A 25405-nucleotide genomic window follows, 5' to 3' on the forward strand; every position below is an offset into this window, starting at 1 on the left:
GCGACCCTGGAAACGACTACGGCCCACCTGTTCTCTGGCAGGTGGGCCGTGGTTCCGGGTGGGCGATACTGGGTTCGAACCAGTGACCTCTTCGGTGTGAACGAAGCGCTCTCCCACTGAGCTAATCGCCCGGGCACAGGGAGAACATTACCCCATGTCAGGGGGTGCCCCCGACCGGTCGCCGGGGGCCCGCGGCCGATGGCCGGATCACTCCTCGATCTTCCAGGGCATCACGATCCCGAACCTGGAGAGGTAGATCCCCACCCCGGCGGCCACGACCACCAGGCCGATCGTCGTGAGCGTGATGTTGCGGCGGCGCACCTTGGGGTCGAGGGCCTTCTGGGCCGCCTCGGTGACCTTGCGCTTCGTCCAGCGCAGCACCAGCTGGGCCCAGACGAACTCGGTCGCCCAGATCGCCATGCCGCCGAAGATGATCACCCAGCCCGGCCCCGGCAACGGCAGCAGGACGATGCCCACGACCACCACTGCCAGGCCGACCGCGAAGACCCCGACCTGCCAGCTCAGGTGCAGTGCCCGGCGTGCCTTGATGAACTCGGGCGCCCGCGATCCGAGCCCCCGCTCGGCGCCCGACCGGCCCGTCGACGTCCCGTCCACCTCACTCCCGTCCGAGGCCACGGCGGCCTCGCCCGGTTCGTTACTCCCCGTATTCATACGACCAAACCCTACCTGAGCGATTCCGGTCACCGGAATGGTCGTAGATCGCGTCCGGCTTCTCGGCCGGAAGAGTTACGTAAAGGCACGCAAAACACTCAGAGGGGTTTACAACGGCACCGTAGGTGGCATGTCGATTTCGCCGACGTGCGAATCCCCGAGCGCACACTGAGCGAAAGGCCCTGGCGCTTATGAACACCACGGTCAGCTGCGAGCTGCACCTGCGCCTCGTTGTGTCGAGCGAGTCCTCCCTGCCTGTCCCCGCAGGCCTGCGGTACGACACGGCCGACCCCTACGCCGTGCACGCCACCTTCCACACCGGAGCCGAGGAGACCGTCGAGTGGGTGTTCGCCCGCGACCTCCTCGCCGAGGGGCTGCACCGCCCCACCGGCACCGGCGACGTCCGCGTCTGGCCGTCCCGCAGTCACGGTCAGGGCGTCGTGTGCATCGCCCTGAGCTCCCCGGAAGGGGAAGCTCTGCTCGAAGCCCCGGCGCGAGCCCTGGAATCCTTCCTGAAGCGAACAGACGCCGCCGTGCCGCCCGGCACGGAGCACCGGCACTTCGATCTCGATCAGGAGCTCTCCCACATCCTGGCGGAGAGCTAAGGCACGGCCCCTGAAAGCCGCCCGGCGCCGTCCACTCGGGGAGACGGCTCGGGCCAAGACAACCGCATACGGCAGCACCGGCGCCGCCACCGTGTTTCGGTCACGGGGCGGCGCCGGTGTGTCCGTGCGCCCTGTGGAACCTCCGGGGGGCGGTGAACGTTCTACCCGGCAGCCGTGAGTGGGGCAGGGCACGGTGCGGGGCCACCGCATGTCGCTACCATCGGCCACCATCGGCGGGCGCCCGCCCGACCCTCAGGCCAGGGAGCGAAACGTGCTGATCACCCACGACACCCGGCGTTCTCTCGACGCCGTGGTGGATCTGGTGAACACCGCACCGGAGGACGACACGGCGGCGGAGGGACTGCCCGATGTCGCAGCTCTCCACGATTTCGTACGAAACCACGACATCAGCGACATCGGCGTGCTGTCGGAGTTCGATCTGTCGGCAGTGCGCAAGATCCGCGGACGGTTCGCGGGGATCTTCGCCGCTCCGGACGCCCGGACCGCCGCCGGGATGATCAACGAGCTGGTCGCGGCCGCGGGCACCACGCCCCGGCTCACGGACCACGACGGCCATGACTGGCATGTGCACTACTTCGCGCCCGGTGCCTCGGTGGCCGACCATCTCGCCGCCGACTGCGGGATGGCGCTCGCGTTCTTCGTGGTCGCCGGGGAGGAGGAGCGGCTGCGGCGCTGCGAGGCCCCGGACTGCCGACGTGCCTTCGTCGACCTCTCCCGTAACCGTTCGCGTCGTTACTGCGACAGCCGGACCTGCGGAAACCGCCTGCATGTCGCCGCGTACCGGGCACGCCGCAAGGAGGCGGCCGGCTGATCCCGGAGTCGCGGCCGGCTGATCCCGGAGAGCTCGGGGACGGGTACCCGGTGCGGGGTGCCCGATCGGCCCCGGTCGGGTGCGTCGATGCCGACGCCGGTCCCGGCGGGTGGCGCCGGGACGGGCGGGTACGGCTCACAGCCACAGCAGGTCGTGCAGCGCAGCCATGAGGAGCAGACACCCGATCACCGCTAGGAAGATCATCAGCGGTGGCTGGGAAAGGGCGAAGAGGCACCCGCGGGGCTCGTCCTTCGACGGCGCGGCCTCGCTCTGTTTCGTGTCCAGCATCTCGCGGCGATGATGTCCCAGTGGGCACCCGCCGCGCGATCAACACGCCCGGAATGGGCGGGAGTTCGTCGAATTCCGTGATGTCCGTTTCACTTCCGCTCGCACCCTGCACACTTCCGCGCGCGCCGCAGCCGCACTGTGTCGTTTCAATGCCTCATGTGACTGTCATATGCATGCGCCCGCAACCCGGCTGAACAGCACCGCGGCGACGCACCGCAGGGCGCCGTCCGGCACGCCCCGCCCGCCGCCGCGGAGTGTCATATTCCGTGCTTCTTGAGGATGGCCTCTATGTCGCTGAAGTCCTCGCCCGAGTCGGTGCCGCGGGGCGCCGCCTTGGGCCTGGCCGCCGGGCGGGGGGCCGGGCTCAGGGACGGTGCCGACGCGGCGGGTGCGACGGCGTCGCGCTGTGCGCCCCGGGCGGCCGCCTTCCGCTCGGCGCGGGTACCACGGGTGCCGCCGCGTCGGCGCTCCACCGCGCGGGTGGTGGCGAACAGGGCCCAGGCCGCCCCGAGCACGCCGAAGCCGGCCCAGGCGGTGGGGCTGAAGGCGGTGTCGGCGAGCCAGCCGACCACGCCCGTCATGACCAGGCCGACGGGTACGAGGGAGTAGGCGGCGATGCGGGCCGCTGCCAGGTACCGCTTGCGATAGGCGGTGACCACGGCGATGCCCAGACCGGCCGCGGACACGGCGGAACAGACTGTCTCGGCGATCATCCGGTCCTCCTGCGGGCTGGGTCGGGCGGGCGGTGCGAGGGGCGGGCCGCGGGGTGCGCGCGCTGCTTCGCCCCTTCCATCGTGCACCGCCCGGCCCGTGCGATCCATGCCCGCGGCCGACAATCAGGGGCATCTCGGGGTCCCCTCCGGGTCGCCTCCACCCCAGGGACGAGCTGCGACCACACCCACGCCCACTCCGGCCGATGCCGTACCGCCTGACGGCTGATGCCGTACCGCCTGACGGCCGCTGCCGTACCGCCCGGCGGCCGCCGCTTGTCCGGGCCGGCTGCCACCGTCCGTCGGCGGACGCCGTCCGGTGTCTCGATTGGGTCGGTGGAGCGGGGCCTGGAAGACTGGTGGTCATGAACGACTCCCCCGCACGCACCGACGCCCCGGTCCTCGACGTCTGGTGTGAACTCCAGTGTCCCGACTGCCGCAGCGCCCTGGACGACCTCCGTGCCCTGCGTGCCCGGTACGGCGACCGGCTGGAGCTGCGGCTGCGGCACTTCCCGCTGGAGAAGCACAAGCACGCCTTCGCGGCCGCGCAGACCGCCGAGGAGGCCCTGGAGCAGGGGAAGGGCTGGGAGTACGTCGAGGCGGTCCTCGGCCGGGTCGAGGAGCTGGACCGCGGGGGCGAGCCGTTCCTGGTCGAGGTGGCCGGTGAACTGGGCCTGGATGCCGAGGAGTTCGACACCGCACTGGTCGACGGCCGGCACATCCTGATCGTGGACGCCGACCAGGCCGAGGGCAAGGCCATCGGCGTGACCGGCACCCCGACCTATGTCATCGGCGGCGAACGCCTCGACGGCGGCAAGAGCCAGGAGGGGCTGCGCGAGCGCGTGGCGGAGATCGCCGACCGGCTGCTGGCCGGGGCGGAGTGACCGGGCAGGAGTGACCGGGTCTCAGATCAGGTCCTTGTAGAGGATGTGCGACACGGTGACGTACCCCAGCGATTCGTAGAGCCGTTCGGCCGGGGTGTTGCCGGCGAACACGTTGAGGCCGAGGACGCGTCGGCCGGCGGCGATCGTCTGGTTCTCCGCCAGCAGCATGAGGGTGCGGCCGTGTCCCCGGCCGCGGTGGTCGGCGTCGGCCTCGACGTCGTACACCCAGGCCTGGTCCTCCCAGAAGGCCAGCCAGAGGGTGCCGACGCGGGTCCCCTCGTGTTCGAGGATGCTGAACCGCATGTCCTCCGTGGCGAGCCCTCGCGGCAGCAGCCGCTCGTGATCGCGCCGCGACTTCTCCCAAGCCTCGGCCTCGGGCAGGCCCCGCTCGATCCACATGCGCGTGTACACCTGGGACTCGTGGGCGAGCCACTCCTCGTACTCGGCCCCGGTCATGGCACGGCCGAGGCTGCCCGTCGGCAGGGCGAGCGGGGTGTCACCGAGCCGTTTCTCCATGCCCCGGTTGCGCGGGACGTAGCCGAGCGCCTTGACGAGCCGCAGCGCCGGCTCCGCGGCGGCCGGGACGCTCAGCTCGATCTGCCGGCAGCCCCAGCCGCGCGCCACCTCCTCCGCGGCGAGCGCGGCCACGGTGCCCCGGCCCCGGCGGCGGTCCGGCTCCTCGATGCGCAGGTCGTCGATCCGGGCCACCCGGGCGCCGAGATTGCGCGAGGTGCCGAGGCGGAGGGTGCCGACGGGCCTGCTGTTCACGCACACCTGGAAGCGGCGGGACAGCGCTCCGTCGGCGCCGTGCTGGAGCGGCTCGGTCGGCCGCAGTGTCGTGGTCATCAGGGGTGTTCTACCCGCCCGGGACGCCGACGTCAGCCCAATAAGACCCTATGGGGGAGGGCATCAAAGGTCCCATGGGGAGGGGCTCAGGGGTCCAGGTCCTCGCCCGACCGCTCGTCGAAGATGCGCACGGCCTTGGCGGTCACCGGGCCGGGGGCGCCGGGGAGTTCGCGGTCGTCCACGCGGTGCACGGCCTGGACGTCGCGCAGGGTGGAGGTGAGGAAGATCTCGTCGGCCCGCTCCAGGACGTCCAGGGGCAGGTCGGTCTCCCGGGCTCCGGTCCACTCGACGGCCAGGGCACGGGTGATGCCGGCCAGGCAGCCGGAGGCGACCGGCGGGGTGTGGATCTCGCCGTCGAGGACGACGAAGACGTTGGAACCGGTGCCCTCGCAGAGCTGCCCGACGGTGTTGGCGAACAGGGCCTCGGAGGCGCCGTGTTGGTGGGCGCGGGCCAGGGCGACGACGTTCTCGGCGTACGAGGTGGTCTTGAGGCCGGTGAGCGCGCCGCGCTCGTTGCGGGTCCAGGGGACCGTGATCACGGCGGTGGAGTCGGCGCGGCGGCCGGTCTCGCCGAGGGCGACCACGAGGGTGGGGCCGTGGTCGCCGCGGTCGGAGCCGAGCGGGCCGTGGCCGCCGGTGTAGGTGATGCGCAGCCGGCCCAGCGGCATCGGGTTGGCCGCCAGGACCGCCGCACAGGCCCGGCGGACCTCGTCGTGGTCGGGGTCGGGCAGGCCGAGGCCCCGGGCCGAGCGGGTCAGCCGGTCCAGGTGGCGGGTGAGCGCGAAGGGCCGGCCCTCGGTCGCCTTCACCGTCTCGAAGATGCCGTCCCCCACGGTCAACCCGTGGTCGAAGACGGAGACACGCGCGGACTCGACGTCCTGCAACCCGCCGTCCAACCAGATCTTCAAAGCTCTCTACCTCACAAGTCAGCGCCGGATGCGTCGGCTGCGTCGGACCTGCCGTGCACGTCATACGTACCCGACGCTACCGCGAGCAGCCGGGCGGCCTTCAGCTCGGTCTCCCGCCATTCACCCTCCGGGTCGGAGCCCCAGGTGATCCCGGCGCCGGTGCCGAACCGCAGCACGCCCGCACCGCGGTCGATCCAGAAGGTACGGATGCCCACGGCCAGCTCGCCGACGCCCCGGTCCGCGTCCACCCAGCCGATGCCGCCGCAGTACGGGCCGCGCGGCGCGGTCTCCAGGGCCTCGATGATCCGCAGGGCGCTCGACTTCGGCGCGCCGGTGACCGAGCCGGGCGGGAAGGCGGCGGCGAGCAGCTCGGGCCAGCCGGTGTCCGCGCCCAGCTCGCCCCGGACCGTGGAGACGAGGTGGACCAGCCCCGGATGCTTCTCCACGGCGCACAGGTCGGGGACGGTCACCGTGCCGGTGGCGCAGACCCGCCCGATGTCGTTGCGGACCAGGTCCACGATCATCACGTTCTCGGCGTAGTCCTTCTCCAGGAGGTCCGCCTCGGTACGGCCGGTGCCCTTGATGGGCCCGCTCTCGACGGTCCGCCCCGTCCGGCGCAGGAACAGTTCGGGCGAGGCGGTGGCTATCTCCACGCCGTGCTCCGGGAGGCGAATCGTTCCGGCGTACGGCGCCGGGTTGCCGCGGGCCAGCAGCGCGGTCAGGGCGTCCACGTCGGCGTCCGGGGCGACCGGCGCGGACAGCACGCGGCAGAGGTTGGCCTGATAGACCTCACCGGCCGCGATGTACGTGCGGATCCGCCGCACCGCCGCCGTGTACGCGGCGCGGTCGAGGGACGACGTCCAGTCGCCGACCGCCGGCCCCCGCCACTCCCCCGGCACCGGCGCGGGCACCGGCTCCTCCCGCACGTCGCCGAAACGGGCGCAGGTCAGCCGGCCCTCGAAATCCGCGCAGACGGCCCAGAAACCGGAGGAGTCCAGGGCCGCCGGATCGGTCGTGACGTCGAGCAGGCCGGTGGCGACGCGGTCGCCGAAGCGGGCGAGAGGAGCATGATGGAGCACGTCGTCGAGTCTATGGCGGGTGTCCTGGGGGTGACCCGGGCATGTCGTCAAGGGGGCCCTGACCACGTCATCCGTCGGGTCGGGCGCAGCACGCTGCGCAAACGCGTTTTTGTGCTGGCCCGGGAATCCGCTAGAGTTCAACACGTCGCCGGGACGCGAGAGCGGACCGAAACGACAGGCGGACGTAGCTCAGTTGGTAGAGCGCAACCTTGCCAAGGTTGAGGTCGCGAGTTCGAGCCTCGTCGTCCGCTCGAAGGAATCAGGGGTCTTCCCGATCCCCTACACTCCTGGTGGAGTGGCCGAGAGGCGAGGCAACGGCCTGCAAAGCCGTCTACACGGGTTCAAATCCCGTCTCCACCTCCAAGGACGATTAGCTCAGCGGGAGAGCGCTTCCCTGACACGGAAGAGGTCACTGGTTCAATCCCAGTATCGTCCACTGGATCTTGGTCGGAAGGCTGTGGATCTGTCCCGCGCGATTAGCTCAGCGGGAGAGCGCTTCCCTGACACGGAAGAGGTCACTGGTTCAATCCCAGTATCGCGCACGCAGTACTCGTGATCTTCGGATCGCGGTCCCGAGGACGATTAGCTCAGCGGGAGAGCGCTTCCCTGACACGGAAGAGGTCACTGGTTCAATCCCAGTATCGTCCACGCAGCAAAGAGCCCCGGCCGTCTCGTACGGCCGGGGCTTCTTCGTGCGGTCAGCCGTCAGCTGGAGAAGAGCATGTGCGCCCAGCTCTTGTTGTGGCCGTGGTGGCCGCCGTGGCCGCCGTAGTGCCCGTGGCCGCCACCGTGGTGACCGCCACCGTGCTGCGGGGCGCCCCAGGCCGGCGCGGGCGGGGCCGGGTACGCCTGCGGAGCCGGCGGCGGGACCGGCTTGGACCACTGTGCCTCCAGCTGGGTCAGCGCCTCCAGCTCGCCGTAGTCGAGGAAAATACCCCGGCAGCCGCTGCACTGCTCGATCTGGACGCCGTTGCGGTTGTAGGTGTGCATCGGCGCATGACACTTCGGACACTGCATGGTCGGCTCAACTCCTCGCCGGTAAAAACTGCTTCACGTTCTTCCAGGACAGACTCCGTCCGACCCTGGCCGGTTGCAGCCTACTTCGGGAAATCGTGCGTCAACCGGGCGGGGACCAAGGTCGTTCCAGGCCGGACAAAGGGTCATTCCGGTGCCATCCGGGCGCAAGCGTCGATCAGGGACTGCTCCACCTCGTCCAGGGAGCGCTCCGTCGCGATCGCCTTCGCGAGATAGCGCGCACCGGTCTGGACGGTGAGGGCGCGGGCCGGGACGTCCAGGGCGGGCCAGGGGTCGCCGTCCTCCGGTACGGCCGGACCGCCGGCCGCGCGGTAGGCGGTGAGGAAGCGGGTCCAGTCGTCGGGCGGAAGGAGACCGCAGGCGTACCAGGACGCGGGGCGGGCGAGGTCCCAGGCGGGGACGCCGAGGCCGAGATCGTCGACGTCGATGAGCCGCCACGGGCCGTCCGGCGCGGGGTGCCGGACCAGCTGGCCGAGGTGCAGGTCGCCGTGGCAGAGGGTGCGGGGGCCGGGCATCGGGGCCTCGGCGCGAGCCCAGGCGGGCAGCGCGGCCCAGGCCCGGAGGACGGGCGGGGCGGCGGGGTGGGCGCCGGCGGCGAGGGCTTCCTGGAGCCGGGCCATCGCGTGGGCCGCCTTGGCGGGGCCGCGCATCGGCGGGGTGGCGGGGGTGGGTGGGGTGCGGTGCAGCCGGGCGAGGAGGGTGGCGGCGGCTTCCCAGGGGGCGGCGTCCGGGGCGTCGGGGTCCACGGGGGCGCCGTACGGCCAGAGGGTGACCGGCCGGTCGTCGACGAATGCGGCGGGGGCCGGGTCGAGGGGCGGGAGAAAGACGCCGGGGAGGCGGGCGGCGGTGGCCAGCCGCAGGGTGAGGGCCGTGGGGTCGGTGTCGGGGGCGTGGGCCTTGGCGACGGTTTCCGCGTGGCGGAGGACCGTGGTGTCGGGGCGGTGGGCGAGGGTGGTGGTGCCGCAGGTGCAGGGGGCCGTCGGGCCGCCGGGGTGGGCGGCGTCTCTGACTCTGACGGTCAGTTGGGGCAGTACGTCTGCGGTCATGGGGTCCCCCGGGAGGTGCGGCTGCGCTGCGGTGAGGGTACGTGGATGCGGTGGACCGGAGTGGGGGGCGCCGTACCGGGGTTTCGCTCGCCCGCGCTCGCGGGGTGCCTCCCCCAGCCTTCGGCCGGGGGAGGAACTGCGCGACAAGCCCCCACCGGCCCGCAGCCGAACAGCTACCGCCGGCTTCCCGCAAAAAAGCAATGCCGGCGCAGCTCCCCAGCTGCGCCGGCATTTTGCCGTCCGCCGCACCCCCGTCCCCACGGGGTTTCATGGGTGGATGTCCCCGCCCGGACCGCTCTTCCGGGCCTGGGGTCGCCGCTCAGCGCCCCAGCATCACTCCCACGGACGACGCCTGTGTGGCCACTGTCTCCCAGCCGTCGAAGACGAGGAGGAGCAGGGCCGCCAGGGGAAGGGCCATGAGTGTCGCCACCAGTGGATGGCGGCGCCCCTGCCGGCGGGGACGGGTGGTGTGTGTCCGCTGTGCCGTAAGGGCCATGGTCCCTCTCCTGACCGTGCTCAGTTGTCGTTGGCAGCGGCGGGTGTCTGACCTCGGGGGACGAGTGCTGCACCCGCCGCTTGACCTCAAATCTAGGCGCGTGCCACCTCGCGGACGTCATGCCCTCGTACCGAATCACGGGCCTCCGAGAGGATGAGCCATGACCGGTGGTCTACTCCCCTGGGTGGAGACGGGTCCTACGTCTCGTCCTACCCCTCGGGGTCTTCCCGGAGGGGGTGCCCGGTCCTTCCCGTTTTTTCCGAGCTGTCCTCGCGGGGCACCGGCTGCTCGACCAGGGCCAGGACCCGGGTCGCCATGAAGCGGGCGGTACGCACCACAGAGCCGTTTCGCGTGACTTCGCTCACTTCCACCACCCCTCGTCGTACCGCTGTCTCCACCCGGCGGCCCGCCCTGCTCGCCACCACCTCGTAGGTGCGGGTGGTGTCGCCGGCGTCGACGACTATCTCCACGCGGTCACCCTTCACAGCATCAATCCCCCTTCTGTGACGGCTTGTTGGAGTAGAGAGGTGCTCAAAGGAGCCGATAACGGCGCCTTCCTGACCACTCCTCAAGTCTCGCACCCGGCACTGACAATCCATCGATCCGAGAGGGCGCGGCCTCTGCGCACGGGCGGCCCGGTAAACGTAAGCTGTGCCACGTCAAACGGACCGGGCAGCGGGGATGAACATGGCGATGATGCGCCTGAGGCGCGAGGACCCGCGCGTCGTCGGCTCGTTCAGGCTTCACAGAAGGCTCGGCGCCGGCGGGATGGGCGTGGTCTACCTCGGCTCCGACAAGAAGGGGCAGCGGGTCGCGCTGAAGGTGATCCGGCCCGATCTGGCGGAGGACCAGGAGTTCCGGTCGCGGTTCGCCCGCGAGGTCTCGGCGGCCCGGCGGATCAGGGGCGGTTGCACGGCACGGCTGGTCGCGGCGGACCTGGAGGCCGAGCGGCCGTGGTTCGCCACCCAGTACGTGCCCGGGCCCTCGCTGCACGACAAGGTCGCCGACGACGGCCCGCTGGGCGCGGCGGACGCGGCGGCGGTCGGGGCGGCGCTGTCCGAGGGCCTGGTCGCCGTGCACGAGGCCGGGGTCGTGCACCGGGATCTCAAGCCGTCCAACATCCTGCTGTCCCCGAAGGGGCCGCGGATCATCGACTTCGGCATCGCCTGGGCCACCGGGGCCTCCACCCTCACCCACGTCGGTACGGCGGTCGGCTCCCCCGGGTTCCTCGCACCCGAGCAGGTGCGCGGGGCCGCCGTCACGCCCGCCACGGACGTCTTCTCGCTCGGCGCGACCCTCGCCTACGCCTCGACCGGTGACTCGCCCTTCGGGCACGGCAGTTCCGAGGTGATGCTCTACCGGGTCGTCCACGAGGAGCCGGCGCTGCACGGGGTGCCGGACGCGCTCGCCCCACTGGTGCGGGCCTGCCTGGCCAAGGACCCGGAGGAACGGCCGAGCACGCTGCAGCTGTCGCTCCGGCTGAAGGAGATCGCCGCGCGCGAGGCGCACGGGCTGGCCGACGTACGGCCGCCCGCGCCGCGTGCCGCCGAGGCGGACCGGCCCACCGGGCGGCTCACCGAGACCTACCCGGAGCCGCAGCGCACCCAGCGCCGGCCGCAGTCCTCCGCGGGCACGCCGGTACGGGGCAACGCCCCCTCGCGCGGCGGCAGCGGCCCGCGCCCGACCGGCGGTGTGCCGTCTCGGCCGAACGGCACGCGCCCCACGCCCGCCCCGCGCGGCAACGGCACCAGGTCCGGGAACGGGACCGGGAACCGGCCCGTGTCGCGCAGTGGTACCGGGCGTCCGGCGCCGCGCCCCACGGGCACCGGACGGCGGCCTGCCAATCCGCGGCTGCTGCGGCAGCGGCTGTTCGTGTTCGTCGTGGTGACCCTGCTGGTGGCGCTCGGGATCGCGCTGGCCCAGGGCTGTTCCGGGCCCGCCCACGGGATGGGCGTGCCGGGCGGCGGTGTCGCACCCGCGAAGGCCACGGCCCTCAGGGAGTAGCAGGTCCTACGCCTCGGGGCGGCCGGTGGTCACCGCGTAGAAGGCGACCGCGGCCGCCGCGCCCACGTTGAGGGAGTCGACTCCGTGGGACATCGGGATGCGCACCCATTCGTCGGCGGCGACCAGCGCCTGGGTGGAGAGGCCGTCGCCCTCCGCGCCGAGCATGAGCGCGACCCTGTCCATCCGGTGCGGGGCGGCCTCGTCCAGGCTGCGGGCCTTCTCGTCCGGGGTGAGGGCGAGCAGCGTGAAGCCGGCCTCGCGGACCGAGTCCAGCCCCTTGGGCCAGGTGTCGAGACGGGCGTACGGCACGGAGAAGACCGCTCCCATCGAGACCTTCACGCTGCGGCGGTAGAGCGGGTCGGCGCAGTCCGGGGACAGCAGCACCGCGTCCATGCCGAGGGCGGCCGCCGAGCGGAAGATCGCGCCGATGTTGGTGTGGTCGTTGACGGACTCCATGACGACGACCCGGCGGGTGGTGCGCAGCAGTTCGGTCGCCGTCGGCAGGGGTTTGCGCTGCATGGAGGCGAGGGCGCCGCGGTGCACGTGGTAGCCGGTGACCTTCTCGGCGAGCTCCGGGCTGACCGCGTAGACGGGGGCCGGGAGTTCGTCGATGACATCGCGCATGACGTCGACCCACTTGGCGGACAGCAGCATGGAACGCATCTCGTAACCCGCGTCCTTCGCCCTGCGGATGACCTTCTCGCCCTCGGCGATGAACAGGCCCTCGGCCGGTTCGCGCTTGCGGCGCAACTCGACGTCGGTCAGGCCCGTGTAGTCACGGAGGCGCGGGTCGTCGGGATCCTCAACGGTGATGAGATCGGCCACAGGGTGATACTGCCTTGTCCTGGGTGGGGTGCCAATGGTCTGGGGCGGGTTGTGTTACCCGGGGTTACGCCGGTACCCCTCAGGGCGCCGTCCGCGGGCCGACGTTCACGACCTCGCCGATCACGATGACCGCCGGGGGTTTCACTTCCTCCGCGCGGACGACCTCCGCGACCGTGGCGAGGGTCGCGTCGACCCGGCGTTGAGCGGCCGTCGTGCCTTCCTGGACCAGGGCCACAGGGGTTTCCGGGGACTTGCCGTGCGCGACCAGGGTCTCGGCGATCTTCCCGATCTTGTCGACGCCCATAAGGACGACGAGGGTCCCGGTCAGCTTCGCGAGGGACGGCCAGTCGGCCAGCGAGCGCTCGTCGTCCGGCGCGACATGGCCGCTGACCACCGTGAACTCGTGTGCGACGCCCCGGTGGGTGACCGGGATGCCCGCGGCGGACGGTACGGAGATCGAGCTGGAGATGCCGGGGACGACCGTGCACGGGATCCCGGCCTCGGCGAGCGCCTGGACCTCCTCCATGCCCCGGCCGAAGACATAGGGGTCACCGCCCTTGAGCCGTACGACCGACTTGCCCTGCTTGGCGTGTTCGATCAGGGCGTTGTTGATGGCCTCCTGGGCCATGTAGCGGCCGTACGGGATCTTCGCCGCGTCGATCACCTCGACATGCGGCGGGAGTTCGGCGAGGAGGTCGCGGGGGCCCAGGCGGTCGGCGATGACGACGTCGGCGGCTGCCAGCAGGCGGCGGCCGCGGACCGTGATCAGGTCGGGGTCGCCGGGGCCGCCGCCGACCAGGGCGACGCCGGGGGTGCGGGTGCGGTGGTGGGGGGCGACGAGGGTGCCGTCGCGCAGGCCCTCGACGACGGCGTCCCGGATGGCGGCGGTGTGGCGGGGGTCGCGGCCGCGGGCGTCGGTGGTGAGGACGGCGACCGTGACGCCCTCGCTGTGGCCGGTCGCCGGGGTCCAGGCGGTGGCCTGGTCGGCGTCGTCGGAGCGCACGCACCAGACGCGGTGGCGTTCCGCTTCGGCGGAGGCGGCGGTGTTGGCGGCGGGGTCGCTGGTGGCGATCAGGGCGTACCAGGCTTCGCCGAGGTCGCCGTCCTGGTAGGGGCGCCTGGTCCAGGTGAGCTCACCGGCGTCCGCCATCGCCTCGACCGAGGGGGTGGCCTCGGGGGATACGAGGGTGATGTCGGCGCCGGCCGCGATGAGGGCGGGGAGGCGGCGCTGGGCCACCTGGCCGCCGCCGAGGACGACCACGCGGCGGCCTGTGAGGCGGAGGCCTACGGGGTAGGCGGGGTGTTCGGCCATGAGGTGCGGCTCCTCCGAGGCGTTGCTATAGCCCTGACGTGCAGATTTTACTGGGCGGGGGTTCTGGGCGGCTCGGGTGTCCGGTGGCTGGGCTGCGTGACCGGGTGCGCGGCTGTGGGTGGTTGTGCCCACCCGTTCCGCCCTGCGGAACGCCTGCCCACAACCACCTGGTCGGCCGACAAGGAAGCCGGTACCGCCGTCCCGCAGCCCAGAACCGCCGGTCGGCCGACAAGGAACCCGGCGCGGCCGTCCCGCAGCCCGCGGCCACCGGCCACCGGCCACCGGCCACCGGCCACGGCCACAGCCACAGCCACAGCCACAGCCACAGCCACAGCCACAGCCACAGCCACAGCCACAGCCACAGCCACAGCCACAGCCACAGCCACAGCCACAGCCATCAACGGCCGGTCGGGCGCTGTAGTGACGCGGGATCGCGGCCCCTACTTCTCCGTCACGCCCGCCGAGTCGAACGTGGCCACCTCGTGCATGGCCCTTGCCGTGCTCTGGACCAGCGGGAGGGCCAGCAGGGCGCCCGTGCCCTCGCCCAGGCGGAGGTCCAGGTCGACCAGGGGGCGCAGCCCCAGCTTGTTCAGGGCTGCCACGTGGCCCGGTTCCGCGCTGCGGTGGCCCGCGATGCACGCGGCGAGGACCTCGGGGGCGATCGCGCGGGCCACCAGGGCGGCGGCGCCGGCGCTGACGCCGTCCAGGATCACCGGCGTGCGCAGGGACGCGCCGCCCAGCAACAGGCCTACCATCGCCGCGTGTTCGAAGCCGCCGATCGCGGCCAGGACGCCGATCGGGTCGGCCGGGTCCGGCTGGTGGAGCTCCAGGGCGCGGCGGACGACCTCGGTCTTGCGGGCGAGGGTCTCGTCGTTGATGCCGGTGCCGCGGCCGGTGACCTCGGCGGGGTCGGCACCCGTGAAGACGGAGATCAGGGCCGCGGACGCGGTGGTGTTCGCGATGCCCATCTCACCGGTGAGCAGCGCCTTGTTGCCGGCCGCCACCAGGTCGCGGGCCGTCTCGATGCCCACCTCGATGGCCTGCTTGGCCTCCTCGCGGGTCATCGCGGGGCCGGTCGTCATGTCGGACGTGCCGGCCCTGACCTTGCGCGGGAGGAGACCCGGCGTGGCGGGCAGCTCGGACGCGACGCCCACGTCGACCACGCACACCTCGGCGCCCACCTGGCTCGCGAACGCGTTGCAGACCGCTCCCCCGCCGAGGAAGTTGGCCACCATCTGGGCGGTGACCTCCTGCGGCCAGGGGGTGACGCCCTGGGCGTGCACCCCGTGGTCGCCGGCGAAGATCGCGACGGCCGCGGGCTCCGGGATCGGCGGCGGGCACTGCCGGGACAGGCCGGACAGCTGGGCGGAGATGATCTCCAGCATCCCGAGCGCACCGGCCGGCTTGGTCATCCGCTTCTGCCGCTCCCAGGCCTCGCCGAGCGCCTTGGCGTCCAGCGGGCGGACGCTGGCGACGGTCTCGGCGAGCAGGTCGTGCGGGTCCTCGCCGGGCAGCGCGCGACGGCCGTACGTCTCCTCGTGGACCACCCAGGACAGCGGCCGGCGCTTGGACCAGCCGGCCTGCATGAGCTCGGGTTCGTCCGGGAACTCGTCGACGTACCCGACGCACAGGTAGGCGATGACCTCCAGGTGCTCGGGCAGCCCCAGTGCGCGGACCATCTCGCGCTCGTCGAAGAAGCTGACCCAGCCGACGCCGAGGCCCTCGGCGCGGGCGGCGAGCCAGAGGTTCTCGACGGCGAGGGCGGCCGAGTAGGGCGCCATCTGCGGCTGGGTGTGCCGGCCGAGGGTGTGGCGGCCGCCGCGGGTCGGATCGGCGGTGACGACGATGTTCACCGGGGTGTCGAGGATCGCCTCGATCTTCAGTTCCTTGAACTGCTTCGCACGGCCCTTGGGAAGGGACTTGGCGTAGGCGTCCCGCTGGCGCATGGCCAGTTCGTGCATCGAACGGCGGGTGTCGGCCGAGCGGATGACGACGAAGTCCCAGGGCTGGGAGTGGCCGACGGAGGGCGCGGTGTGGGCGGCCTCCAGGACGCGCAGCAGCACCTCGTGCGGGATGGGGTCGCTGCGGAAGCCGTTGCGGATGTCACGGCGTTCGCGCATGACCTTGAGCACGGCCTCGCGCTCGGCGTCGTCGTAGGCGGGCGCGGCCGGGCCGGTGGACTGACGTGCTTCTGCCACGGGGGCCGTGCTCTCTTCCTGGTCGGCGGCCCTGGTGTCCAGGTCCTCCGCTTGCTGTACGACATCGGGGTGCTCCGGCAGCGGAGCGGGTTCGGCCTCGCGGGGCCCGGGGACCGTCGCGGCCTGCTCGGGCGGCGACTCGCCGCCCTGGTCCTGCGCGGGGAGGACCAGCGGGTGGGGCGGGGTGGGAGCGAGGTGCGGGGTGGTCGGCACCTGGCCGTCGACGGGGACGAACTCGCCCAGCGGCTGCTCCGGCGCCGGTTCCGCCGGGGCGGCGGCCACGGGCTCCGGGGCCGCCGGGGTCTCCTCGGGGGCGGGCGCGGTGCCCTGGGTCTGCGGGCCGGCGAGGGGCACCCGGACCGGCTGGGCGGGCTGCGTCTCGGGGTTCTCGGCCGACGGTACGACAGCCGCCGCGGGGACCTCGGCCGGGGCCGGCGGGGTGACCTGCTCGGTCTCCGGAGCGGCCGGCGCGAAGGGCTCCGGCGCCCCGGGGGCCTGCGCGGCCTCGGCGGCGACGGATGCGGGGACTGCCGGGACGGGCTCCTCGATGGCAGCCTCCTCCGGCTCCACCGGCACGTGCGGCGCGGCGGGCACCGGCTGGGCGAGCTCGGCCACGACGGCCTCCGGGGCCGGGACGGACTCGGGCACGACGGCTGCCGGCGCGACGGCTTCCGGTGCGACGGCTGCCAGCGCGACGGACTCCGGCGCCGGGCCGGGCTCGGGGGCCGCGGTCTCCGTGACCTGCTCGGCCACGGCCGGTGCCACGAACTGCTGCTCCGGCACGGCCGACTGCGCGGCCGGCTCCGGCTCGGTCACCACGGCCTCGGCGACCGTCTCCGTGACCGCCACCGGCTCCGCGAGCTGCAGACCTACCTCCTCCGGCACAGGTACGGCCTCAGGGCCGGCAGGCCCACCAGGTGTCGTGTCGGCGCCGGAAGCCTGTACCGCCTCCGGAATCACCACGGCCGCCGGAGCCGCCTGCATCGGCACCGCATCCGGCCCCTGCGGAGGCAGCGGAGTCTCCGGGAACTGCGGAGCCTGCGACGCCTGAGCGGCATCCGGGGTGTGCGCGAACTGCGGCGGCACCGGCTCGGATCCCAGGTCGCCCGCCGGTTCGGCCATCGGCACCGGAACGCCTCCGGCCACCGGCTGGGCCCCGCCCTGCGGTCCGTACACGTTCTCGGGCTGCACACCGAGACCCGTGGTCGTCGCCTGCGGCTCGGTCACGACGCCCGTGGCCACGGCCGCCGTGGCGAGCCGGGCGACGGCCGCCTGGGCGGCGCCGGACGGATCGGGCGCATGGAGCTCGCGGGCGACCGCGGGCTGCTGCTCCGGCACAGCGGCAGCGGCCGGGACAGGGGCGGCGGGAGCCGCGACGGCGACCGTCTCCGAAGCCGGAACAACCGTTTCGGCAGCCGGGTCCTGTGCGGCGACCTGGGCCACCGGAGACGCCTGCGGCACCGTCTGCGGGACCGTCTGCGGCGCCCCCCAGGGTGCGGCGGACTGCGGTACGGCCTCGCGCGGCGGCTGGACGTCGAGGTACTCGGGACCGGCCGCCGGCAGGCCCGGCTGCCGTACCGGTGCGCCGGCCGGGCCGCGGTCGGCGAGGGAGCGGACCGGGCTGGTGGAGGCGTCGGGGATCGGCGGGCCGAGGTGCAGCGGGCGGCGGGGGGCCGGGGCGACCGCCGGGTCGTGCGGCACGGAGAGGATCGGGGACGCCGGTACCGAGCTGGGCAGCCGGACGGCGGTGAGGTCGACCGAGCCGCTGTCCCGGCCGCCCGTCTCGTGCGGGCCGGGCTCGTGGACGGTCTCGACGACCGGCTCCGGGGCCGGCGGCGGCACTTCGTTGCCCCAGGCCCCCTGGGCGCCGGGGAGCAGCAGGTCCTCGTCCTCGGCAGGCGACTCGGAGAGGTAGGTGTACGCGCCGTGCGCGGGAACGCCCGGCTGTTCCACCATGCCTGCGCTCTCCGGCAGTCCCTCGCCCGGGACCTGGCCGGTGTCCGTCATGCGTACCCCTCGCCCATCGGTTAGTGCCTTCTACGACCAGCTCACCCGGGACGGCGCACCGACCGTCCCGCAGTGAAGAACGAGCGTGCGTGCCCAGCGGCACGAACGACCCGCCGGAAAAGGCGACAAAGCCATTCAGTGGCATTGTCCCGGCCGTTCGACCGTCGCGACAGCGTGATCCGCGACAGCCCGCTGTGGACTGCGCCACGTTGCGCGTCCCCGGTTCTGCCGTACCACACCCGCCTCAAAAGGGGCGTGTTTTCCGGACATTGACGAACGAACTTCCGGGCCACCGGTGTAGTGCAGCGATCGGCCAGCCTACCGCGCGAAGTATGACAACAGGATCACGGGGCGCGCTCGGGCAGAACACCGCTGAGCAGGAACGCGACGTTCCGCTCGGTCTCCGTCCAGGCTCTGGTGTCGAGTTCGACGGACTGCAGCAGGGCGCACTCGACGTGGTATCCGTGCTCGGTCAGGTCACGGCCGATGAGTTCCGCCGCGTCCCGGGTCGCGGCGTGCGCGACGATGCGCTGCGGCCGGCGGTCGGCGACCGCGGAGACCACCGCGGCTCCTCCGCCGCCGACCCGGACGACGTCCGGCTCGGGCAGGTTCTCCAGCACGTGCGGGGCGCTGCCGTGCACGATCTGGAGCTGGACCCCGAACTTGCGGCCGGCCGCCTCGCTGCGGACGCAGGCTGCGAGGTCCCGGTCGACGGCGATGACGGCGGCTCCGGCGCGGGCGGCCTCGGTGGCGAACGCACCGCTGCCGCAGCCGATGTCCCAGACGAGGTCTCCCACCCGGGGCCCCAGCCGGGCGAGTTGGGCGGCCCTCAGCAGATCCGTCTCCCCTTCGCCGAGCGCGGCTCCCTCGCCGTACTCCGCATCGGGCTGCACCCAGCCGCGCGGGCCGGTCGCCGGGTCCCGGCCGGCGATCCAGCCGCCGCCCTCCCCCGCCGCCACCGGTCCGGCCGGTCCGCCGATGACGATGACGACGTTCGGGTCGCGCCAGGAGTGGTCGGCGGCCTTGTCGGAGGTGACGACGGAGACCTGCTCGCGTTCGGTGCCGAGTTCCTCGCAGATGACGAAGGTGCGGTGCACGCCCTCCATGAGCAGGCCGAGTTCGGCGGGTCCGGCGCCCGGCGAGGTGAGAACGGCCACCTTGGTATGGGCGCGGCACACATTCACCGCGCGTCGCAGGGTGCGCCGGTGTGCCACGACCACTTGTGCGTCGTCCCAGGGCATGCCGGCGCGGGCGAAGGCGGCGGCCACCGAGGAGACGGCGGGGACGACCTCGACCTCCAGGCCGAACTCGGGTGAGCGCAGGGTCCGTACGACGCCGAAGAAGCCGGGGTCGCCGTCGGCGAGCACCACGGCGGTGCCGCGGTGGCCGGTGATGCGGCGGGCGGCGAGGGCGACGCTGCCGAGGCGGATGCGTTCGGCGCGGGGCGGCACCTCGGGCAACGCCAGGTGGTGGGCAGCGCCGGCCACCAGTGTGGCGGCGCCCAGGGCGGAGCGTGCCGCGGCGGTCAGCGGCGAACCGTCCCAGCCGATCACCGTGACGCGGTCGGCCATAGTCGTCGGTCTCCAGTGTGTTTACGCAGGTCGGGCTCCGTGAGGTTACCTGGTGGAAGGTGCCGTCGTCGTGACGGCGGTCGCTCCTCCAGCGGGCCCCGAGGTGTCAGTTCCAGTCGTTGAAGGACGTGAAACCACTGGTGTCGGCCAGTTGTTCACTCACCCCGGCGAGGTCCTCCGGCAGCAGGCTCCAGACGATGACGTCGGTGCGCACCTCGATCCACTCCCCGGTCTCCGCCCGGGTGCGGGCTATCCAGGCGTTGCGGAGCACACCCTCGCTGATACAGCCGATCTTCTGGGCCACCTGCTGGGAGGCGGTGTTGTCGGCAGCGGTCCGCAGTTCCATCCGCTCGAACTTCTGGTCGTGGAAGAGCCACTGGGCGGTGGCGAGGGCCGCCTCGGTGGCGTAGCCCTCGCCGCGGGCCCAGGGGGCGACGACGTACGCGATCTCGCTGGCGCGAACACGCCAGTCGGTGTTCTGCAGATGCACCATTCCGACGAGACGCTGGGTGAGGAACTCGGTGACGGCGAGGACGATGCCACGGCCCTCGGCGCGCTCGGCGGGGGCGATCTCGGTGATCCAGGCACGGGCGTTGCTCGCGGTGTACGGCTGCGGCACCGACGTCCAGGCCCCCACCTGCTCGTCGTTCATCATCTCGGTCAGCGCGGGCACGTCGTCCTCGTCGAGGGGCCGCAGCACCAACCGCTCCGTGCTGATGGAGATGTTGGGGAAGGTGCTAGTCATGCGCCGCTCCGTAACCTTCGGAAACCTTCAGGGCCTGCGAACTGCCCAGCATGCAACATGAAACCACCGAACCGCACGACGGGGTCCACCCGTGGTGACCGAGTGGACCCCGTGCGTGGCGATACGCCGTATACGTGCCGTCGGGAGGACGGTCGGGAGGACGATCAGAAGGACGGGATGACCGAGCCCTGGTACTTGTCCTCGATGAACTTCTTGACCTCGGGCGAGGTGAGGAGCTTGGCGAGCTTCTTCAGCCGCGGGTCCTTCTCGTTGCCCTTCTTCACCGCGAGGAAGTTGCCGTACGGGCTGTTCTTCGCGGACTCCAGGACGAGGGCGTCCTTGGCGGGCTTGATGCCGGCCGAGATGGCGTAGTTGCCGTTGATCACCGCGGCGTCGACGTCGTCCAGGGAGCGCGCGGTCTGGGCCGCCTCGACCTCCTTGAACTGGAGGTTCTTCGGGTTCTTGGCGATGTCCTGCGGGGTCGCCTCGCTGCCGGCGCCGTCCTTGAGGGTGATGAGTCCGTTGGCGGCGAGCAGCTTGAGGGCACGCGCCTCGTTCACGGAGTCGTTGGGGACGGCGACGGTCGCACCGCTCTTCAGCGCGTCGACGCTCTTGACCTTGTGGGAGTAGAGGCCGAGCGGTTCCAGGTGCACCGTGACGACGGGCACGATGTGGGTGCCGCGCTTCTTGTTGAAGTCGTCGAGGTACGGCTTGTTCTGGAAGTAGTTGGCGTCCACCGAGCCGTCCTCGGTCGCCGTGTTCGGCGTGATGTAGTCGGTGAACTCCTTGACCTCCAGGTCGAGTCCGGCCTTCTTCGCCAGGTGGTCCTTGATGTAGTCGAGGATCTCGGCGTGCGGGGTCGGGCTCGCGGCGACGACCAGCGGTCCGCTGTAGTCGGAGGAGCCGGAGGCGGAGTCCTTGTCCGAGCCGCAGGCGGTGAGCCCGAGGGTGAGGGCCCCTGCGGTGAGGACGGCAGCGGTGAGCTTTGCGGTGTTACGCACGAAAAGTGCCTTTCCTTAAGGGTGGAGCGACCCCGCGGTTGGTGGTGCGGGGAAATCTGAGGGGGTGCCGGGACTCGGTCAGACGGTCTCGCCGGCGGCCGCCGAGGCCTTCGGCAGGCGCAGCCTCGGCGCCGGGCCGGACCGGCCGCCGCGGCGGTGCAGCGAGCGGGCCGCGTAGTCGCCGGCGAACTGGATGACCGAGATGACCACGGCGAGGATGGCGACCGTGATCCACATCAGCTCGGTCTCGAACCGCTGGTAGCCGTAGCGGATGGCGATGTCGCCGAGGCCGCCCGCGCCGACCGTGCCGGCCATGGCGGAGTAGCCGATGAGCGCGACGATCGTGGTCGTGGTGGAGGAGATGAGCGAGGGCAGCGACTCGGGTACGAGGACCTTCCGTACGACGGTCCAGGTGTTGCCGCCCATCGACTGCACGGCCTCGACCAGCCCGCCGTCCACTTCGCGGACAGCCGTCTCGACGAGGCGTGCGAAGAAGGGGATGGCGCCGATCGCGAGCGGCACGATGGCGGCCTCGCGGCCGATGGTCGTCCCGGTGACCCAGCGGGTGAAGTTCATGAGCGCGACCATCAGGATGATGAACGGCATCGAGCGGGCGACGTTCACGATCTGCCCGATGACCTTGTTGGCCAGCACGTTCTGGAGCAGTCCACCCCGGTCGGTGAGGACGAGCAGCACGCCGAGCGGGAGGCCGCCGACGACGGCGATCAGGGTGGACCAGCCGACCATGTAGAGCGTGTCCCAACACGCCTGGGACAGCAGCGGCTGCATCTCGGACCAGGTCACTGGGCACCGTCCTTCACCAGCAGGGCCTCCCGGCCCAGTACGTCGATCTGCAGGCCCTGTTCGCGCAGGAAGCCGATGGGCACCACGTTGTCCTCGTAGCGGCCAGGGAGTTCGATGCGCATCCGGCCGACCTGGAGGCCGCCGACGGTGTCGATGGCGGCGCCGAGGATCGAGATGTCGATGTTGTAGGTGCGGGAGAGCTGCGAGATGACCGGCTGGGTGGCGGCCTCGCCGTGGAAGGTGACGTCGAGGACGGTGCGGTCGTCGCCGGAGGCCTCGCCGCCGACCGGGAAGAGCGCGGCGGCCAGTTCGGAGCCCGGGGTCGCGAGCAGCTCGCTGACGGTGCCGGACTCGACGATGCGGCCCTGCTCCATCAGCGCGGCCGAGTCGCAGATCGTCTTCACGACGTCCATCTCGTGCGTGATGAGCAGGACGGTCAGGCCCAACTGCCGGTTCAGGTCGCGCAGCAGCTGGAGGATGGAGCGGGTGGTCTCCGGGTCGAGGGCGCTGGTGGCCTCGTCGGAGAGCAGCACCTTGGGGTCGCCGGCGAGGGCACGGGCGATGCCGACGCGCTGCTTCTGGCCGCCGGAGAGCTGGGCCGGGTAGGCCTTCGCCTTGTCGGCGAGCCCGACCAGGTCGAGCAGCTCAAGCGCCTTGCGGGAACGTTCCTTCCCTGACTTCCCGAGGATTTCGAGCGGCAGCTCGACGTTGTCCTGGACGGTCCGGGAGGACAGCAGGTTGAAGTGCTGGAAGACCATGCCGATACGGCTGCGCGCCTGCCGCAGCTCCTTGCCGGCCCGCGGTCCGCGCCCGGCGAGGGCGGTGAGGTCCCGGCCGTCGACCGTCACGGTGCCGGCGGTGGGGCGCTCCAGCAGGTTGACGCAGCGGATCAGCGAGGACTTGCCGGCGCCGGACTGGCCGATGACGCCGTACACCTCGCCTTCGCGGACGTGCAGGTCGACGCCGTCGAGGGCGGTGACCTCTCGGCCGCGCGAGCGGTAGACCTTGGTGAGGCCCGTGGTGGTGATCACGTGGGTTTCCGTCACTGTCGAGTGCGCGGGCGTGGGTGTGCCCGGGCGCACGGGTGCGTTCGTTCAGGGACGCGGCACGGTTCTCGCAGGGGCGCTGAACCGGGGAGAACATGTGCGCGGGGGGGCGGCTTGCGTCACGTACGCGCGTCGTGGCGTCGTACGGACATGCCACCGGTCTCGCTTCGGGGCGCGAGCTCTGGGGTGGTGCGGGGGCCCTCTAGAAGGCGCACATTCGACACATACAACGAGCACCGGGCGTCATGGTCGCCTCGGTCGCAGGGGTGCGGTCGCTCGTCGTGGTCATGCGATCAGTAAACCAGACCTACGGTCCTGACAGACCGCCGCTGTCCGCATGCTGGACAGCGGCGGACGCCTTTCAGCCGCGGGGCGATATCTCGACGGCGTGGTCGGTGACCAGTGCGGACAAGGCCGAGAGGTCCCTCACCACGAGGTCCGCGTCCAGCTCGTGCGCCTGGTGGGTTGTGGCCAATGCCACGGTGGTCATGCCGGCCGCGCGGCCGGCCTGGAGTCCGGCGGGGGCGTCCTCGAAGACCACGCAGTGCGCGGGATCGACGCCCAGCTGGCGGGCGGCGAGGAGGTAGGGCTCGGGGTCGGGCTTGCCGCGGGTGATGTCGTCGGCGCAGACCAGCGTCTTCGGCCGGATCCCGACCGCTTCCAGACGGGCCTCGGCCAGGCGGCGGGTGGCGGAGGTGACGACGGCCCAGCGGTCGGCGGGCAGGGCGTCGAGGAAGGCGGCGGTACCGGGGAGCAGGTGGACGCCGTCGTTGGGGACGTCCTCCACCTCCAGCTGTTCGACGCGGGCGACCGCCTCCGGCACCAGGGCCGCCGGGAGCAGGTCGGCGACGATGTCCGCGGCGGGCCGTCCGTGCAGTTCGACTCGGGCGAACTCCTCGGTGACGCCGTACTCCGCCGCCCAGCGGGTCCAGCAGCGCTCGACGGAGTCGAGGGAGGAGACCAGGGTGCCGTCGTTGTCGAACAGGAGGGCTTGTGCGTGGATCGTCATGGCCTCGACCCTACGGTGTACGGCAGGGGCGACGGCATCGGGCCGTTTCGGCCGTAATAAGGTCACCGCATGCTCAATGCCCTGCTGCTGGTGACCGGAGTCGCCGCGCTGCTGCTCGCCGCGTGGTGCGGCTGGGCGGCGTACCGGGACCAGCCGACGAAGGACTGGCACTTCATCGGGATGGCCGTGGTGACGGTGCTGGCGTTGATCCAGCTGATCGCCGGGATCGTGCTGTTGGCACGGGGCGAGAAGCCGGAACAGGGAACGACGATCTTCGTCGCCTATCTGCTGGGCGCGTTCGCGTGCGTGCCGGCCGCGGGGTTCATGTCGCTCGCCGAGCGGACGCGGTGGGGTTCCGTGACGGTCGCCGCGGGCGGTGTGGTGCTTGCCGTGCTGGAGGTGCGGCTCTATGACATCTGGGGAGGGTGAGATGACGGCCGTGGAAGAGAGGCCGAAGCGGCTGACCAGTGGGCCGGGGACGCTGCTGGTGTGGTTCTACGGCGTGATGGTCGTCGGGGCGGTGTCGCGGTCCGCGTACCAGATCGCGACGGAGTTCGACCGGGCGCCGCTCGCGTACTCGCTGTCGGCGGTCGCGGGGGTGGTGTACGCGTTCATCACGTACACGCTGGTGCGGGGCGGCGAGACTGCGCGCAGGGTGGCGCAGGTGTGCTGCGCCGCCGAGCTTGCGGGGGTGTTGATCGTGGGTACGTGGACGGTCGTCGACTCTTCCGCGTTCCCGGATGCGACCGTGTGGTCGGAGTACGGGATGGGGTACGTGTTCATTCCTGTGCTGCTGCCGCTTTCCGCGTTGTACTGGTTGCGGAAGAACGCCAAGAGGGCTGGAACCTGAGGAACGTGCGCGACTGCGGGTGGTTCGTGGCTGGTCGCGCCCACGCGGCGGTAGCCGCAAATCAAACACAGCCCCGCGCCCCTAAAGGGGCGCTTCGGCCAAGGGGACTAAAAAGTCACGCCGTTGTCGCGTATGTGCTGGCCGGCTTTTCCAGGACGATCATCGGGACGCCGTCTGCGCCCTTCGACGTGCCTACGGTTTCGTAGCCGACCCGGCGGTAGAGGCGGAGGTTGCCTTCGCTGCGGTGGCCCGTGAAGAGGCGGAACTTCTTGGCTCCGCGTTCCTCGGCCAGGGCCCCTTCCGCCGCGCGGAGGAGCCTCGCTCCGATTCCGTGGCCCTGGAGGCGGGGGTGGACGCAGAGCTTGCCGATGGCGGCGGCGCCGTCCTCGGTGACCGAGCCGCGGACCGAGCCGACGACCTCCTCGCCGAGGCGGGCGACGAAGACGCAGTCGGTGGCGAGCTCCTGGCGGACCGAGTCGAGGCTCTGGACGAGCGGGTCGATGCGGTAGTTGCCGTACAGCGCCGCCTCGCTCTGGAAGCACAGGTACTGGAGCCTGAAGATCTGCTCTGCATCCTGCTCGGTCGCCACCGAGATGGTCACGCTCATGCCCATGTGCGCACGCCTCCCGCTC

26 protein-coding genes and 6 tRNA genes are annotated in these 25405 nt (G+C 71.9%); 11 read left to right on the plus strand and 21 right to left on the minus strand.

Annotated features, from left to right (window positions below):
* Positions 1 to 59: 59 nt before the first annotated feature.
* Positions 60 to 131, minus strand: a tRNA-Val gene (locus ACFWPS_RS09290).
* 76 nt (positions 132 to 207) lie between these two features.
* Positions 208 to 672, minus strand: coding sequence for a TIGR02611 family protein (locus tag ACFWPS_RS09295; RefSeq protein WP_383702735.1), 465 nt, complete (start codon positions 670 to 672; stop codon positions 208 to 210).
* A gap of 191 nt (positions 673 to 863) precedes the next feature.
* Here ACFWPS_RS09295 and ACFWPS_RS09300 point away from each other — a divergent pair, with 191 nt between their 5' ends.
* Positions 864 to 1277 carry an SsgA family sporulation/cell division regulator gene (locus ACFWPS_RS09300; RefSeq protein ID WP_004002642.1) on the plus strand — a complete coding sequence of 138 codons (414 nt, stop codon included), beginning with the start codon at positions 864 to 866 and terminating at the stop codon, positions 1275 to 1277.
* A gap of 271 nt (positions 1278 to 1548) precedes the next feature.
* Positions 1549 to 2109 carry a CGNR zinc finger domain-containing protein gene (locus tag ACFWPS_RS09305; RefSeq protein WP_383702737.1) on the plus strand — a complete coding sequence of 187 codons (561 nt, stop codon included), beginning with the start codon at positions 1549 to 1551 and terminating at the stop codon, positions 2107 to 2109.
* Positions 2110 to 2244: 135 nt separating this feature from the next.
* On the opposite strand, the gene ACFWPS_RS09310 is transcribed toward ACFWPS_RS09305, so the two are convergent.
* Both ACFWPS_RS09310 and ACFWPS_RS09315 read right to left on the minus strand, forming a co-directional pair.
* A complete protein-coding gene (locus ACFWPS_RS09310) occupies positions 2245 to 2397 on the minus strand; it encodes a hypothetical protein (protein WP_234531635.1) in 153 nt (50 codons plus the stop codon).
* A gap of 257 nt (positions 2398 to 2654) precedes the next feature.
* Entirely contained in the window at positions 2655 to 3110 is a 456-nt protein-coding gene (locus ACFWPS_RS09315; RefSeq protein ID WP_383702739.1) for a hypothetical protein, read from the minus strand.
* 362 nt (positions 3111 to 3472) lie between these two features.
* Between ACFWPS_RS09315 and ACFWPS_RS09320 the strand changes: the two genes are divergently transcribed.
* Complete coding sequence (locus ACFWPS_RS09320) at positions 3473 to 3991, plus strand: DsbA family protein (RefSeq protein WP_383702741.1); 519 nt, start codon at positions 3473 to 3475, stop codon at positions 3989 to 3991.
* A 21-nt stretch (positions 3992 to 4012) separates the two neighbouring features.
* On the opposite strand, the gene ACFWPS_RS09325 is transcribed toward ACFWPS_RS09320, so the two are convergent.
* From ACFWPS_RS09325 to ACFWPS_RS09335, 3 genes are all read right to left on the minus strand, one after another.
* Complete coding sequence (locus ACFWPS_RS09325) at positions 4013 to 4837, minus strand: GNAT family N-acetyltransferase (RefSeq protein ID WP_383702743.1); 825 nt, start codon at positions 4835 to 4837, stop codon at positions 4013 to 4015.
* An 86-nt stretch (positions 4838 to 4923) separates the two neighbouring features.
* On the minus strand, positions 4924 to 5745 hold the full coding sequence (locus ACFWPS_RS09330) for an aminotransferase class IV (RefSeq protein WP_383702745.1): 822 nt from the start codon (positions 5743 to 5745) through the stop codon (positions 4924 to 4926).
* An 11-nt stretch (positions 5746 to 5756) separates the two neighbouring features.
* Positions 5757 to 6824, minus strand: a complete 1068-nt coding sequence (locus ACFWPS_RS09335; RefSeq protein WP_383702747.1) for a chorismate-binding protein — start codon at positions 6822 to 6824, stop codon at positions 5757 to 5759.
* 178 nt (positions 6825 to 7002) lie between these two features.
* Between ACFWPS_RS09335 and ACFWPS_RS09340 the strand changes: the two genes are divergently transcribed.
* From ACFWPS_RS09340 to ACFWPS_RS09360, 5 genes are all read left to right on the plus strand, one after another.
* A tRNA-Gly gene (locus tag ACFWPS_RS09340) sits at positions 7003 to 7075 on the plus strand.
* 38 nt (positions 7076 to 7113) lie between these two features.
* Positions 7114 to 7187, plus strand: a tRNA-Cys gene (locus ACFWPS_RS09345).
* A 1-nt stretch (position 7188) separates the two neighbouring features.
* Positions 7189 to 7260, plus strand: a tRNA-Val gene (locus ACFWPS_RS09350).
* A gap of 34 nt (positions 7261 to 7294) precedes the next feature.
* A tRNA-Val gene (locus ACFWPS_RS09355) sits at positions 7295 to 7366 on the plus strand.
* A gap of 34 nt (positions 7367 to 7400) precedes the next feature.
* Positions 7401 to 7472: transfer RNA gene (locus ACFWPS_RS09360), tRNA-Val, on the plus strand.
* 57 nt (positions 7473 to 7529) lie between these two features.
* Here the strand turns inward: ACFWPS_RS09360 and ACFWPS_RS09365 are convergent.
* From ACFWPS_RS09365 to ACFWPS_RS09380, 4 genes are all read right to left on the minus strand, one after another.
* Positions 7530 to 7841, minus strand: coding sequence for a zf-TFIIB domain-containing protein (locus tag ACFWPS_RS09365; RefSeq protein ID WP_089103196.1), 312 nt, complete (start codon positions 7839 to 7841; stop codon positions 7530 to 7532).
* Between the two features lie 143 nt (positions 7842 to 7984).
* On the minus strand, positions 7985 to 8905 hold the full coding sequence (locus ACFWPS_RS09370; protein WP_383702749.1) for a phosphotransferase family protein: 921 nt from the start codon (positions 8903 to 8905) through the stop codon (positions 7985 to 7987).
* A 319-nt stretch (positions 8906 to 9224) separates the two neighbouring features.
* A complete protein-coding gene (locus tag ACFWPS_RS09375; protein ID WP_046726640.1) occupies positions 9225 to 9401 on the minus strand; it encodes a hypothetical protein in 177 nt (58 codons plus the stop codon).
* A 209-nt stretch (positions 9402 to 9610) separates the two neighbouring features.
* Positions 9611 to 9886, minus strand: coding sequence for a hypothetical protein (locus ACFWPS_RS09380; protein ID WP_383702751.1), 276 nt, complete (start codon positions 9884 to 9886; stop codon positions 9611 to 9613).
* A gap of 196 nt (positions 9887 to 10082) precedes the next feature.
* On the opposite strand from ACFWPS_RS09380, the gene ACFWPS_RS09385 reads away from it, so the two are divergent.
* Complete coding sequence (locus ACFWPS_RS09385; protein WP_383702990.1) at positions 10083 to 11405, plus strand: protein kinase; 1323 nt, start codon at positions 10083 to 10085, stop codon at positions 11403 to 11405.
* Between the two features lie 6 nt (positions 11406 to 11411).
* Here ACFWPS_RS09385 and ACFWPS_RS09390 read toward each other — a convergent pair whose 3' ends face one another.
* The 9 genes from ACFWPS_RS09390 to ACFWPS_RS09430 form a co-directional block, all read right to left on the minus strand.
* Positions 11412 to 12230 (minus strand): RNA methyltransferase, encoded by an 819-nt coding sequence (locus ACFWPS_RS09390; protein WP_181807761.1) that lies wholly within the window; start codon positions 12228 to 12230, stop codon positions 11412 to 11414.
* A gap of 79 nt (positions 12231 to 12309) precedes the next feature.
* Positions 12310 to 13542, minus strand: coding sequence for a uroporphyrinogen-III C-methyltransferase (gene cobA / locus ACFWPS_RS09395; protein ID WP_383702753.1), 1233 nt, complete (start codon positions 13540 to 13542; stop codon positions 12310 to 12312).
* A 440-nt stretch (positions 13543 to 13982) separates the two neighbouring features.
* Positions 13983 to 17747: a nicotinate-nucleotide--dimethylbenzimidazole phosphoribosyltransferase gene (gene cobT, locus ACFWPS_RS09400; RefSeq protein WP_383702755.1), complete on the minus strand. Its 3765-nt coding sequence runs from the start codon at positions 17745 to 17747 to the stop codon at positions 13983 to 13985.
* A gap of 344 nt (positions 17748 to 18091) precedes the next feature.
* Positions 18092 to 19318, minus strand: coding sequence for a precorrin-6y C5,15-methyltransferase (decarboxylating) subunit CbiE (cbiE, locus tag ACFWPS_RS09405; RefSeq protein ID WP_383702757.1), 1227 nt, complete (start codon positions 19316 to 19318; stop codon positions 18092 to 18094).
* Between the two features lie 106 nt (positions 19319 to 19424).
* Positions 19425 to 20063, minus strand: a complete 639-nt coding sequence (locus tag ACFWPS_RS09410; protein WP_383702759.1) for a GNAT family N-acetyltransferase — start codon at positions 20061 to 20063, stop codon at positions 19425 to 19427.
* Between the two features lie 164 nt (positions 20064 to 20227).
* On the minus strand, positions 20228 to 21064 hold the full coding sequence (locus ACFWPS_RS09415) for a MetQ/NlpA family ABC transporter substrate-binding protein (protein WP_383702761.1): 837 nt from the start codon (positions 21062 to 21064) through the stop codon (positions 20228 to 20230).
* A gap of 78 nt (positions 21065 to 21142) precedes the next feature.
* On the minus strand, positions 21143 to 21868 hold the full coding sequence (locus ACFWPS_RS09420; protein ID WP_383702763.1) for a methionine ABC transporter permease: 726 nt from the start codon (positions 21866 to 21868) through the stop codon (positions 21143 to 21145).
* A complete protein-coding gene (locus ACFWPS_RS09425; RefSeq protein ID WP_383702765.1) occupies positions 21865 to 22899 on the minus strand; it encodes a methionine ABC transporter ATP-binding protein in 1035 nt (344 codons plus the stop codon). Before ACFWPS_RS09425 ends, ACFWPS_RS09420 begins: the two co-directional genes overlap by 4 nt.
* Before the next feature lie 376 nt (positions 22900 to 23275).
* Positions 23276 to 23923: an HAD family hydrolase gene (locus tag ACFWPS_RS09430; protein ID WP_383702767.1), complete on the minus strand. Its 648-nt coding sequence runs from the start codon at positions 23921 to 23923 to the stop codon at positions 23276 to 23278.
* A 69-nt stretch (positions 23924 to 23992) separates the two neighbouring features.
* Between ACFWPS_RS09430 and ACFWPS_RS09435 the strand changes: the two genes are divergently transcribed.
* A complete protein-coding gene (locus tag ACFWPS_RS09435; protein WP_383702769.1) occupies positions 23993 to 24352 on the plus strand; it encodes a hypothetical protein in 360 nt (119 codons plus the stop codon).
* Position 24353: 1 nt separating this feature from the next.
* The gene (locus ACFWPS_RS09440; protein WP_383702771.1) at positions 24354 to 24773 is read left to right on the plus strand and encodes a hypothetical protein; all 420 of its coding nucleotides are present in this window, start codon (positions 24354 to 24356) and stop codon (positions 24771 to 24773) included.
* Between the two features lie 115 nt (positions 24774 to 24888).
* Here the strand turns inward: ACFWPS_RS09440 and ACFWPS_RS09445 are convergent, their stop codons facing one another.
* Positions 24889 to 25386: a GNAT family N-acetyltransferase gene (locus ACFWPS_RS09445; protein WP_361291245.1), complete on the minus strand. Its 498-nt coding sequence runs from the start codon at positions 25384 to 25386 to the stop codon at positions 24889 to 24891.
* Between the last annotated feature and the right edge of the window lie 19 nt (positions 25387 to 25405).

The sequence above is a fragment of the Streptomyces sp. NPDC058457 genome, assembly GCF_042720695.1.
Lineage (GTDB): Bacteria > Actinomycetota > Actinomycetes > Streptomycetales > Streptomycetaceae > Streptomyces.